The sequence below is a fragment of the Agromyces tardus genome (assembly GCF_003710805.1).
Taxonomy (GTDB): Bacteria; Actinomycetota; Actinomycetes; order Actinomycetales; family Microbacteriaceae; genus Agromyces; species Agromyces tardus.
Map to the genome: position 1 here is coordinate 1 of NZ_RHHB01000034.1, position 12,231 is coordinate 12,231.

General features: G+C 72.3%; 11 protein-coding genes. 1 reads left to right on the forward strand and 10 read right to left on the reverse strand.

The features are described 5' to 3' along the window. Positions 1-8 precede the first annotated feature (8 nt). From EDM22_RS14025 to EDM22_RS14035, 3 genes are all read right to left on the reverse strand, one after another. The gene (locus EDM22_RS14025; RefSeq protein WP_122937713.1) at positions 9-1,658 is read right to left on the reverse strand and encodes a lipase maturation factor family protein; all 1,650 of its coding nucleotides are present in this window, start codon (positions 1,656-1,658) and stop codon (positions 9-11) included. A gap of 74 nt (positions 1,659-1,732) precedes the next feature. Next, a complete protein-coding gene (locus EDM22_RS14030; RefSeq protein WP_122937714.1) occupies positions 1,733-2,119 on the reverse strand; it encodes a hypothetical protein in 387 nt (128 codons plus the stop codon). Positions 2,120-2,274: 155 nt separating this feature from the next. Further along, positions 2,275-2,844, reverse strand: a complete 570-nt coding sequence (locus tag EDM22_RS14035) for an NADPH-dependent F420 reductase (protein WP_122937715.1) — start codon at positions 2,842-2,844, stop codon at positions 2,275-2,277. A gap of 100 nt (positions 2,845-2,944) precedes the next feature. On the opposite strand from EDM22_RS14035, the gene EDM22_RS14040 reads away from it, so the two are divergent. Next, positions 2,945-3,466, forward strand: coding sequence for a MarR family winged helix-turn-helix transcriptional regulator (locus tag EDM22_RS14040; RefSeq protein WP_122937716.1), 522 nt, complete (start codon positions 2,945-2,947; stop codon positions 3,464-3,466). Between the two features lie 42 nt (positions 3,467-3,508). Here EDM22_RS14040 and EDM22_RS14045 read toward each other — a convergent pair whose 3' ends face one another. The 7 genes from EDM22_RS14045 to EDM22_RS14075 all read right to left on the reverse strand — a co-directional run bounded on the left by EDM22_RS14045 (position 3,509) and on the right by EDM22_RS14075 (position 12,225). Beyond that, positions 3,509-4,267 carry a hypothetical protein gene (locus EDM22_RS14045; protein WP_122937717.1) on the reverse strand — a complete coding sequence of 253 codons (759 nt, stop codon included), beginning with the start codon at positions 4,265-4,267 and terminating at the stop codon, positions 3,509-3,511. Next, positions 4,264-4,644, reverse strand: a complete 381-nt coding sequence (locus EDM22_RS14050) for a DUF4406 domain-containing protein (protein ID WP_122937718.1) — start codon at positions 4,642-4,644, stop codon at positions 4,264-4,266. The genes EDM22_RS14045 and EDM22_RS14050 overlap by 4 nt, the downstream gene beginning before the upstream one ends. 36 nt (positions 4,645-4,680) lie before the next feature. Further along, positions 4,681-6,849 carry an alpha-galactosidase gene (locus EDM22_RS14055; protein WP_122937719.1) on the reverse strand — a complete coding sequence of 723 codons (2,169 nt, stop codon included), beginning with the start codon at positions 6,847-6,849 and terminating at the stop codon, positions 4,681-4,683. Positions 6,850-6,858: 9 nt separating this feature from the next. Next, a complete protein-coding gene (locus tag EDM22_RS14060) occupies positions 6,859-8,190 on the reverse strand; it encodes an ABC transporter substrate-binding protein (RefSeq protein WP_122937720.1) in 1,332 nt (443 codons plus the stop codon). A gap of 80 nt (positions 8,191-8,270) precedes the next feature. Then, positions 8,271-9,077, reverse strand: a complete 807-nt coding sequence (locus EDM22_RS14065; protein ID WP_376917755.1) for a carbohydrate ABC transporter permease — start codon at positions 9,075-9,077, stop codon at positions 8,271-8,273. Positions 9,078-9,205: 128 nt separating this feature from the next. After that, positions 9,206-10,153, reverse strand: coding sequence for a carbohydrate ABC transporter permease (locus EDM22_RS14070; RefSeq protein ID WP_122937722.1), 948 nt, complete (start codon positions 10,151-10,153; stop codon positions 9,206-9,208). Next, entirely contained in the window at positions 10,150-12,225 is a 2,076-nt protein-coding gene (locus EDM22_RS14075; RefSeq protein WP_376917737.1) for a beta-galactosidase, read from the reverse strand. Before EDM22_RS14075 ends, EDM22_RS14070 begins: the two co-directional genes overlap by 4 nt. Between the last annotated feature and the right edge of the window lie 6 nt (positions 12,226-12,231).

Below are 12,231 nucleotides of genomic sequence, written 5' to 3' on the forward strand. Positions count from 1 at the left end.
CGACACGCCTACCCCTCGGCGCCGCCCGCGCCGCCGCCGCCCGCGCCGCCGTCGCGCGGCGGCGCCTCGCGCAGGCGCAGCGGCGGGATGACGACGGCGAGCGGATGCCGCATCCACCGCCTGCCGGTCGCGCGGAACTCGGCGTGCGTCGCATACCGGTAGAGGTACGAGCGGGCGCGCACCCAGCGGGGCGGCTCGCCGCCGAAGGGGTCGATGCGCAGCAGGCGGAGCGTCGCGGCATCCGCTCGCAGCAGGTGCTCGAGGAACCGGTAGAACCACGGCTCGCCGATGCGGCCGAGCGGCAGGAACCACATGAGCCAGTCGAGCCGCAGGTGGTACGGGGCGAACTGGCGGGAGACGCGGCGCACGTCGCCGGGCTTGCCCTTGAACTCGTACTCCCGCCAGCCGGCGTTCGCCGCCGCCTCGGCGTCGTCGGGATCCTGCGGATCGAACGCCGCGTCGTCGTCGCCCGGATCCTCGGCGAGCGAGCCCTCGACCACGATCTCGACGCGCTGGCGGGTCACGCTGCCGAACGCGCCGTAGGCGTTCACGAGCTGCCAGCGGTCGAAGCTCGTGTTCATGAGCTGGCGCTTCGAGAAGAGGTTCATGAGCGGGCGACGGCTGAGCCAGAGGATGAGCGCCGTCACCACGAGCACGATCGCGATCCACCACCAGGGGTTCGCGACATCCGGCCCCACCGCACCCGCCGACGCGCCGAGGGCATCGGCGGGCAGGAACGGCAGCAGCTGCAGCACGACCGAGTCGCCCACCGCGCTGAAGGCGAGCACGATCGTGATCCAGTTGAGCCACGCGAAGTTGCCCGTGACCACGAGCCACAGCTGCGTGCCGATGACGACCGCCGCGGCGATCGTGCGCACCGGCTGCGGGGCGAACAGGAGGAACGGCACGACGAGCTGCGCGACATGGTTGCCGACCACCTCCAGGCGGTGGAACCACTTGGGCAGCAGGTGCGCCTGGCGGCTGAACGGGCCCGGCATCGGCTGCGTCTCGTGGTGGTAGTAGAGCGCCGTGAGGTCGCGCCAGGCGGCGTCGCCGCGCAGCTTGATCATGCCCGCGCCGAACTCGAGCCGGAACACGAGCCACCAGGTGAGCACGATGATCGGGAGCGGCGGGGGCGCGGCATCCGACCCGAGGAACGCCATGAGGAAGCCCGCCTCGCACAGCAGCATCTCCCAGCCGAAGCCGTAGAAGGTCTGGCCGACGCTCACGATCGAGAGGTACAGCCCCCACATCGTGAGGAACACCAGCATCGGCACCCACTGCGGGCCCAGCTGGGGCAGGCCGAGCACGACGGATGCCGCGACCACCATGCCCGCGACGCACACGGCGACGAGGCGTCGGTCCGTGTAGCCCCATCGGAAGAGGGTCGGGCCGAGGTAGCCGCGGCTGCGGGTGCGGCGCAGGAGCGGCACGCGATCGGATGTCGCGCGCTCCGCCGTGGCGGCCTCGGCGCGGTGCACGGCGTCGAGCAGCTCGGGAACGGGCAGCAGGCCGCGTTCGCCGAGCAGCGCCCGGAACTGGTTCAGCGACGACAGGAACGCGAGGAGGAACAGGGCGGCGATGCCGCGCTGCAGCACCTGGCGCGCGAGATCGGAGTCTCCCGCGTCGAACCACGAGAACCAGTCGGCCCAGTCCACGGTGTCACGCTAGCCGCGCGCCACTCGTCGGCACGGGCCGGAGGACCCGCGGAGGCAGCGCGGCCGACGGCCGGTCAGGCGGGGGCGTTGCGCGGGTCGACCGTCTCGACGGTCTCCTGCTCGACCGGGTTGTCGGCCTCGAGGTCGTTCGCGTCGGGCGCGGCGTCGGTGTCGGTGTCGGACCTGCCGGGGTCGCGGTCGGGATCGACGTCCCGATTGACGTCGACCGCACGATCGGCCGCGTTGCCGGCGTCGGGATCGCCGACCCCGCCTGCCGCCGCTTCGCGCGCCTGCTCAGCGTCGTGCTCGGTGTCGACGGTGTCGGATCCGGGCCCGACGCCCGGGCGCAGACCGGCGCCGACGGTGTTCATGATGCCCGTGAGCCCCTCCGCCTCCGGCGAGAGATCGCCCGACGGCTCGAGCCGGTCCTTGTCCTCCCACGGGTTTAGCGGGTCGCTCATGATGCCTCCTCGCACTCGGGTTCGGTGGATTCCTCCACGTTCCTCGGGTGCTCGCCACGCGTCAACGGGTTGACAGGTCGGCGGCGCCGCAACGGCGAAGCGCCCGCGGCCGGGCGGCAGCGGGCGCTTCGAGCGCGTTCGGGCAGGCGTGATACTCAGGCGACGAGTGCGAGCCCCGCGTTCCAGCCGATCTGCTCCTGCACCGCGAGGGTGAGCTGGAGGAAGCCGATGGCCTCGAGCTCACGGGCGCGCGAGAGCTTGCCCGCGTCGACGGCCTTGACGCCGCCAGCGCGAACGACATCGGCGAGCGCCTGCTTGGCGAGGTCGTCGTCGCCCGCGATGAGGACCGTGGTGGGCTGTTCGCCGACCGTCTTCGACGCGAGGGTGGCTGCGAAGTTGGTGTTGAAGGCCTTCAGCACCCGCGACTCGGGCAGGGCCGCGGCGATCACGGCGGCGGCGGAGCCGTCGGCGGGCACGACGAGCGAGTCGAAGGTCTCGAAGTCGAGCGGGTTCGTGATGTCGACCACGACCTTGCCGGCGAGCTGCGCGCCGCGAGCGGCTACGATCTCGGCGACCGAGGGGTACGGCACGGCGAGGATCACGATGTCGCCCGTGATGGCGTCGGTGTCGCGGCCCACGTACTCGACGGTGTTGCCGCCGGCTGCGACGATGCCTCCGATCGCAGTGCCCATGTTGCCGTTTCCGATGATGCTGACCGTCGTCATGATGTCCTCTCCACGCCCTTCGACGCGATTACTTGTTCCGACAACCAAAACCATAGCCGTAATCAGTTGTCGTGTCAACTAATGTGCGACAATGGAGGACATGAGCGAAGAGACGCACTGGCTGAGCACCGAGGAATCCGCCGCATGGGTGCGGCTCGTCGCGCTCACCGAACTGCTCCCGGGCGCGCTCGACGCGCAACTGCTGCGTGACGCGCAGCTCACGCACTTCGAGTACGCGGCGCTCATGGCGCTCGCCGAGTCGCCCGACCGCACGATGCGCATGACCGCGCTCGCGGCCCGCACGAACGCGACCCTCCCCCGCCTCTCGCACGTCGCGCGCCGGCTCGAGGAGCGCGGCCTCATCCATCGCTTCCCGTGCCCCACCGACCGGCGGGCCACGAACGCCACGATCACCGAGGCGGGCATGCAGCTCATCGCGGATGCCGCGCCGGGCCACGTCGAGACCGTGCGCGCAAACGTGCTCGACGCCCTCTCCCCCGAGCAGCTCGGGCAGCTCTACGAGATCGCGGGCGCCGTGCTCACCCGCCTCGACCCGGAGCAGCGCCTGACCGCGACCTCCTGCCAGTTCAGCGAGGGCCCCGCGGTCGCCCGCGCGGGCTGATGCGCCGCCGCGGCTGACGCCCCCGTCGCGCTCGTCGGTCGCTCAGAGCAGCCAGGGGTCGATCGCGAATCCCGCCGACGTCGGCGGGTCGGCGATCACGGGCGGCGGCGTCGTGCGGCGACGCACGACGTGCACCGCGCCCCCGAGGAAGCGGCCCGCGAATCCCGGCATCCCGGCGCCGAGCCGCACGAGGTCGCGCGAGCGCGGTCCGGTCGGCAGGTCGCGCGGCAATGCCGCGGCGGCCACGAGCCAGGTGGGCAGCCCGAGCAGGCGCAGCACCTGCGCGAGCCGTTCCGACTCGTAGACGCTGTCGGAGTCGAGCTCCTCCCCCAGCACCTCGGCGAGCTCCTCGGCGGCATCCGGCCGGCCGCAGGCCGCCGCGAACGCCTCGGCGTACTCCTCGCCGAGCGGATCCGTCAGAACCGTCTCGTCGGCGCCGGGCTCCCGCGACGGATCGCTCGAGTACCGCCCGAGCTCGTCGCCGGCGCTCCACGCCGCGAGGACGAGCTGCCGGTCGAGCAGCACGCGCACGGCGAGCACGGTCGTGGCCAGCTCCGCGGCCAGCAGCGCGCCCACCTCGACGATCCCGCGCCGCCCGGCCGCCGCCGTGCCGCCGCCGAGCCGGGCGACGGCGACGATCCAGCCCTGGTCGGCCGGGGCGACCCAGCCGCTGAAGCGGATGCCGCGCAGCGCCGCGACCACGTCGGACACCGCGTGGTCGGCCCGCACGAGCACGGCCCCGTACGTGTGGCCGATCGGCCCGCCCACGTCGGAGTTCGCTCCGGAGAGCGGCACCGTCATGTCCGCGCCACCGGCGGCAGCTCGTCGACCGACGTGAACGCGGCCGCGCCCCGCCCGCGGGCGATCTCGACCATCTCGTCGGCCCCGGCGGAGGGCCCCCCGACCCGCAGCACCGCATCGCACCGCGCCACGAGGAGACGAGCGTACGGGTGGAAGACCGAGTCGAAGGCGGCATCGCCCGGTGCCGTCGAGCCGGCGAGCTCCGCGAGCGGCAGGGCGAGCGCCTCGCCGGTGAGCGGGATGTGGCCGCGCCGGAACACCTCGAGGGCCGCGCGGTTCATCGCGTCGACGTTGGCGGCGAGCTTCGCCGGGTCGTCGCCGGTGCCCGATCGGTAGGGGCCGGCGATGAGCACGAGGAGCGGAGCGGTGGGGGTCATGGCTCCATCCTCCCGCCCGCCGCCCCCGCTGTCGCGTCAGTCGGCGACGAGTTCGAAGACGAGCGCGTTCTCCGGCGCGAGCAGCGGCATCGGCAGGCCGACCTCGGCGAGCATGCGTCCCGTGAGCCGCACCTCGCCCGCGTCGAACCACGCCGGGTTCGCGTCCTGCACCGTGCGGGCACGCCCGAGGTCGAGCACGCGCACCGTGTAGTCGGCGTCGGGGTCGAGTCCCGGCATCCGCACCGCCGGGGGCAGCGCCGTCGTGGCGCTCGCGAGCATCGCGACCGAGAACACGGCATGACGGCGGTCGGATGCCACGACGCCGTGCACGAGCTGCGCCGGGTCCGCGGCATCCGCTCGCACCACGCGGCCACCGTGCAGCAGCGGACGCAGACGCCGGTACTGCGTGGTCCACGCCGCCACGGCGGCGAGCTCGGCCTCCGACGCCGTCGCGAGGTTCCATTCGATGCCGGCGCTGCCGAAGAGCGCCGTCGCGAGGCGGAACGAGAGCTCGGCGGTACGGCCCGTCGTGTGCGCGCGGGCCGCGCCGAGGTGCGAGCCCAGGTACTCGGGCGGCACGACGAGGCTCGTGTACCGGTGGATCGACTGGCGCTCGAGCGGGTCGTTCGTGTCGCTCGCCCAGACGCGGTCCGTGCGCTCGAGGACGCCGAGGTCGATGCGGGCGCCGCCCGACGCGCACGACTCGATCTCGACGCCGGGGTGCGCTGCGCGGAGGCGGTCGATGAGCGCGTACACGGCGTGGGTCTGCGCGTGCGCGGAGCCGCCGAGCAGGTCGCGGTTGTGGTCCCACTTGAGGTAGGCGATGTCGTTGCCGGCGAGCAGCGCGTCGAGGCGCTCGAAGAGGTGCTCGGCGGCTCCCGGCGCGGTGAGGTCGAGCACGCGCTGGAACCGCCACTCGGGATCGCCCGATCGCCCGAGCACCCAGTCGGGGTGCGCACGGGCGAGCTCGGAATCGGCGCTCACCATCTCGGGCTCGACCCAGAGGCCGAACTCCATGCCCGCGCCGCGCACGCGCTCGATGAGCGGACCGAGGCCGCCGGGCCAGATCGCCGGGTCGACCGTCCAGTCGCCGAGCGCCCGCCGGTCGTCGCGACGGCCGAGGAACCAGCCGTCGTCGAGGACGAACCGCTCCACGCCCACTCGGGCGGCCGCGTCGATGAGCGGCTCGAGCTTCGCGAGCGACTGGTCGAAGTAGACGGCCTCCCACGTGTTGAGCACCACGGGGCGCCGCCGGCCCGCGATCGTCGACCACGAGCGGATCCACGGGTGCAGCCGGTCGGAGAGCCCGTCGAGGCCCTCGGCCGAGTAGACGGCGACCGTCCACGGGGTCTCGAGCGACTCGCCCGCGGCGAGCGCGACCTCGCCGGGCGCGAGCAGCTCGCCGCCGCCCAGGGTCGCCGGCCCGAGCGCCGAACGCTCCGCCCACAGCTCGGTGTCGCCCGACCACGCGACGTGCGCGGCCCACACCTCGCCCGTGCGGAACCCGAAGCCCGGGGTTCCCGCCGCGAGCAGGTACGCATCGTCGTGCCCGCCACGGCCGTGCCGGCCCTCGCGGGCGTGCACGCCGTGCTCGAGCGCGCGACGGATCGGCCGGCGCTCGTGCGCCCACAGCCCGCTGAAGTCGAGCAGCTCGCTCGCTCGCGCGGGCACGGGCAGCACGACCGCGGCACGGCCCACGCCGAGGGGCGAGCGTCCACGGTTCTCGATGCGGTGCCGCAGGCGCAGCACCCCCTCGGGGGTGAGCTCGAGGCGGGTCGCGACGGCGACGGATGCGTCGAGGTCGACGAGCTCGAACGAGACCGTGCCGCCCGCGGGATCCGCCGCACCGACGGCATCCGCAGGACCCGCAGGAGCCGACACCGTCACCGACTCCGGCACGAGCTCGAGCCGCGGCGCCCGCAACGCTCGGGCCGCGGACGCACCGTCGGCGCCGCCCGCGTCGCGGAACAGCTCCACGCCCGGCCGGCCCGACCAGCCCTCGCCGCGGGTGGGCACGAGGCTCAGCCGCAGGGGCACGTCGATCGACGACGGCGGCACCGCCGGCACGGATGCCGCGGCGAGGGCGCTCAGGGCGGCCGCATCCGTCGCACCGAGGTCGGGACCCCAGTGCAGCACGGCGGGCACGCCCGTGCCGCGGGTGTCGACGATGACGCCGACGCCCGCGGCACGGAGGTGGTGGATCACGGGGTGAGGCTACTCCGCGACCGGGATGGACTGGGCCTCGAGGGTCGAGATGGTCGACTCCTGGCCCTTGGTGAGCGCGTCGAGCAGCGTGCCGTCACCGCTCGCGGCGGCCTTGAAGCCGTCGGAGACGTCGGCGTACGTCTGCGTCATCGTCGGGCCCCACGTGAAGTCGGGGCTGACCTGGGTGGCCGCCTCGGCGAACACGTCGTAGATCTTCTGGCCGCCGTAGAAGTCGACGCCCTCCTTGAGCACGGGCAGCTCGAGGCCGGCCGTGGTGGCGGGGTAGATCTGCGCCGTCTTGTTGAGCGACGTGAGCGCCTCCTCGGAGGTGTTCAGCCACAGCGCGAACTTCGCGGCCTCGTACAGGTGGTCGGTGCCCTTGAAGACCGCGACCGACGAACCGCCCCAGTTGCCCGCGGACTCGCCGCCGGCCTCCCACTGCGGTGCGAGCGCCACCGACCAGTTGCCCGCCGTGTCCGGCGCGCCGCTGAGGATCGAGTTGGCGCCCCAGACGGCGGAGTTCCAGGTCCAGACCTCGCCCGAGTTGTAGGCGTTGTTCCACTCATCGGTCCAGGCCGGGTACGTCGAGACCAGGTCGTTCGCGATGAGGTCCTGCCAGTAGTCGGCCACCTTGGTCGACTCGGGGCTCGTCAGGTCGACGGTCCACGCGTCGCCGTCGTTCTCGAACCACTGGCCGCCCGCCTGCCAGACGAATCCGGCGAACTGGTTGATGTCGGTCTGCGAGAAGTTGGTGATGTACCCGCCGAGTGCGCGGATCTTCACCGCGGCGTCCTTGTACTCGTCCCACGTGGTGGGCACGGGGATGCCGTTCTTCTCGAACAGGTCGCTGCGGTAGAACAGGCCCATGGGGCCCTGGTCCTGCGGCACGCCGTAGAGCTCGTCGGCGGTGCCGAGGCTCGCCTGGCTCCAGGTCCACGGGAGGAACTGGTCCTTCGCGGCCACGATGTCCTCGCACACGGCGAGGTTCTCGAGGCCGTCCTGCACGCGGAAGTTCGGCAGCGCGTCGTACTCGATCTGGCCGAGGTCGGGCGCGTTGCCGGCCTCGAGCTGGTTGAAGAAGTTCTGGTAGGTGCCGGCGTTGCCCGACGGCCCGGTCTGCACTTCGACCTGGATGTCGGGGTTCGCCTCGTTCCAGATCGCGACGGCGTCCTCGATGCCGGGGATCCAGGAGGTGAAGGTCAGCTTGACGTCGCCGCCCGCGGGCTCGCAGGAGGCGGCGGCGTCGCTGCCCGAGCCTGCGGTTCCGGCGGAGCATCCGGCCATCGCGATCGCGACGGTGGTGAGCAGGGCTGCGGCGACCGCTCGTTTCGTGTGACGCATGGTGTTCCTTTTCTCGGTGGGGTGGTGCTGGGTGGGGTGGTGCTGGGTGGTGACCGTCCGAGTGCTGCCGGACGGGATCCTCACTTCAGCGCGCCGGTGCCGAGGCCCGTGCGCCAGTACCGCTGAAGCAGGAGGAAGGTGACGATCAGGGGGATGATCGACAGGAGCGCGCCGACGAGCACGAAGCTGCGGAGCTCGGGGAACTGGTTGATGGACGAGTTCCACGCGTAGAGGCCGAAGGTGACCGGGAACAGCTCCTCGCTGCGCAGCATGATGAGCGGCAGGAAGAAGTTGTTCCAGATCGCCACGAACTGGAACAGGAAGACCGTGACGAGCGCGGGGAACATGAGGCGGATCGACACCGTGAAGAAGGTGCGCACCTCCCCCGCGCCGTCGAGGCGGCTCGCCTCGAGCAGTTCGTCGGGCACGGATGCCTCGGCGAACACCCGCGTGAGGTACACGCCGAAGGGGCTCACGACGCTCGGCAGGAACACCGACCAGAAGGTGTCGGTGAGCTGCACCCGGCTGAAGAGCAGGAACAGCGGCAGCGCGAGCGCGGTTGCGGGCACGAGCACGCCGCCGAGCACGACGTTGAAGATCGCCTCCCGGCCGGGGAACCGGTACTTCGCGAGGGCGTACCCGCACATGGCGGCGAGCAGCGTGGCCACGAGGGCGCCGAAGCCCGCGTAGAGCACGCTGTTGAGCAGCCATCGCAGGTAGACGCCGTCGCGGTAGGCGAAGAGCGCGGCGACGTTGTCGAAGAAGGCGAAGTCCGCGAACCACAGCGGGTTCGTGCCGAGGAAGTCGGCCCGGTCCTTCGTCGATGCCACCACGAGCCACCAGATGGGCACGAGGAAGTAGAGGGTGAAGACGCCCATGACGAGCATCGCGCCGGCGCGCGGGATGAAGCGCTCCTTCGGGCGCCGCCCGGCGGGGGCGGCGCCGCGGCGGCTGCGGCCTGCCGGGACGTCCGAGCCGATGCTGCCGTGGGCGGCTTCCGTGTCGATGACGGCGCTCATGCTTCGGCCTTCTTCCGGGTGATGCGCAGGAACGTGAACGAGAGCACGAACGTGGCGAGCGCGAGCACGACCGAGAAGGCCGCGGCGAGGTTCACGTTCGGAATGGACGACGTCGCGTAGATCGTCATGTTCGGCGTGTAGGTGCTCGTCACCGCCGAGCTGAACGACCGGAACACCTGCGGCTCGGCGAGCAGCTGCAGCGTGCCGATGATCGAGAAGATCGCGGTGAGGATGAGCGCTGGGCGCACGAGCGGGATCTTGATCGACCACGCGATGCGGCCCTGGCCCGCGCCGTCGAGCACGGCCGCCTCGTAGATCTCGGCGGGGATCGCGAGCAGCGACGAGTAGATGATGAGCATGTTGTAGCCCACGAACACCCACGTCACGACGTTCGCGATCGACCAGAGCACGAGGTCGGCCGAGAGGAAGTCCACCTGCTTCGTGAGCTCCTGGAACGGCGACAGGTTCGGCGAGAACAGGAAGCCCCACATGATCGCGGCGATCACGCCCGGCACCGCGTACGGCACGAAGAAGGCGAGCCGGAAGAACTTCTTGCCGCGCAGGAGGGGCGAGTCGAGCAGCAGCGCGAAGAGCAGCGCGAGGCCCAGCATGATCGGCACCTGCACGACGCCGAACACGAGCATGCGGCCGACCGACGTCCAGAACGCCTCGTTCTGGAACACGAGCGCGTACTGCGTGAGCCCGCCGAAGACCTCGGTCGCGGCGCCGTACGTGCCCTCGCGCTCGACGACGAGCAGCGACTGGTAGATCGCGTAGCCGATGGGCACGAGGTAGAACAGCAGGAACAGCAGGCCGAACGGCGCCACGAAGGCGACGATCGCTCCGGGGTGCTGGATGCGGCGCCGGCGATGCGGCGCCGGCGGGGCGCCCGTGCCGCGCGCGGCGTCGCGCGCGGCGGCAGGGGTGGTGACGGGGGCGGTCATGCCGCTCCTTCCTCTCTGATGACGCGCACCGCTCCGGCGGGAACGGTGAGCGATCCGGCGACGGCGTCGCCGGTGACGAGCTCCACGCCGCGCGCGGCGAGTTCGATGTCGGAGGTGCCGTGGTTGACCACGAACCGGTACGCGCGGTCGTCGGCGACGCGGCGGGTGATCTCGACGGTTCCGGATGCCGCGGGCTCCGCCTCGACGCCGGCGCCCGCGAGCACGCGGCCCACGAGGTCGCGCAGCGCCTCCCGCTCGAGCAGGGTGCCGAGGTACCAGGCGTCGCCGACGCCGCTTCCGGATGCCGCGGAGCGGCGGGTGATCGCGGGGCGCCCCGCGGCGGGGCCGTCGGCGAACCGGTCCAGGACCGCGGCATCCGTCGCCTCGATGCGCTCACTCCAGACCGACGCGGCGGCACCCGACTCGAGCGTCAGCGCCGTGCCCGGCAGCACCGGGGCGAACTCCTCGACGCGGATGCCGAGCAGGTCGCGCCACGCGCCGGGGTAGCCGCCGGGGCGAACCCGGTCGTGCTCGTCGACGATGCCGCTGTAGAAGGTGACGAGGGCGTGCGCGCCCGCGGCGACGGCGGCGTCGAGCGTCGCGGCCTCCGCGTCGCGAACCGAGTAGAGGCCGGGCACGACGACGAGCCGGTATCCCGTGAGGTCGGCGCCGGGCCGCACCACGTCGACCGTGACGCCGAGGTCGTGCAGCGCGCCGTAGAGCGCGTGCACCTGGTCGAGGTAGGCGATCTCGTGGGTCGGGCGGTTCTCGGCGTCGCTCGCCCACCACGACTCCCAGCTGAACAGCAGGGCGACGTCGGCGACCACGCGGGTGCCGGCCACCTCCTCGAGCCGGTCGACGATCGCGCCGAGCTCGACCACCTCGCGCCAGAGCTCCGAGTCGGTCCCCGCGTGCGGCAGCAGCGCGGAGTGGAACTTCTCCGAGCCCTGCAGCGAGGCACGCCACTGGAAGAAGCACACGGCGTCGGCGCCGCGGGCCACGTGCGTGAGCGAGTTGCGCAGCATCTGGCCCGGCTCCTTGGCGGCGTTCACGGGCTGCCAGTTCACCGAGCCCGTCGAGTGCTCCATGAGCAGCCACGGCTCGCCGCCCGCGAGGTTTCGGGTGAGGTCGGCGGCGAACGCGAGCTCGGCGCGCGGGTCGCCCAGCCGGTGGTCGAGGTAGTGGTCGTTCGCGACGACGTCCATCTCGGGGGCCCACGACCAGTAGTCGAGGTTCTCGATGTGCGCGGTGACCATGAAGTTGGTCGTGATGGGGCGGTCGCTGTGCCGGCGGATGACGGCGGCCTCGGCGCGGTAGTAAGCGAGCAGCTCGTCGGACGAGAAGCGGTGGAAGTCGAGCACCTGCCCCGGGTTGCGGGTCGAGACCGTGAGCCGGGGCGTGCCGATCTCGTTCCAGTCGGTGTACCGCTGGCTCCAGAAGCTCGTGCCCCACGCGCGGTTGAGCTCGGCGATCGTGCCGTGGCGGCGCTCGAGCCAGGTGCGGAACGCGCGGGTGCTCGCGTCGCAGTGGCAGAGCGCGTTGTGGCATCCGAGCTCGTTCGACACGTGCCAGAGCGAGACGGCCGGGTGGTCGCCGTAGCGCGACGCGACGGCCTCGACGAGTGCGAGGGCGTGCTCGCGGAACACCGGGGAGCTCGGGCACCAGGCCTGCCGGCCGCCCGGGTACCGCGTGGTGCCGTCCTCCATGACCGGGAGGATCTCGGGGTACCGGGTCGTGAGCCACGGCGGCGGGGAGGACGTCGCGGTGCCGAGGTTCACCCGGATGCCGGCGCCGTGCAGCAGCTCGATGACCTCGTCGAGTGCGGCGAAGTCGAAGGTGCCGTCGGGTCCCTGCAGGGCCGACCAGCCGAAGATGTTGACGGCCACGAGGTCGACGCCCGCCTCGCGCATGAGCGCCACGTCCTCGCGCCAGACCGACGGCTCCCACTGCTCGGGGTTGTAGTCGCATCCGAACGCGATGCCCTGGTGCTGGAAGCGGGGGCGGAGCGGTGCGTCGGCGGGGGCCGGGAGCCGGATCGGCCCCTGCGCCAGCGTCGCTGCGTGGTGGTTCAAGGTGCT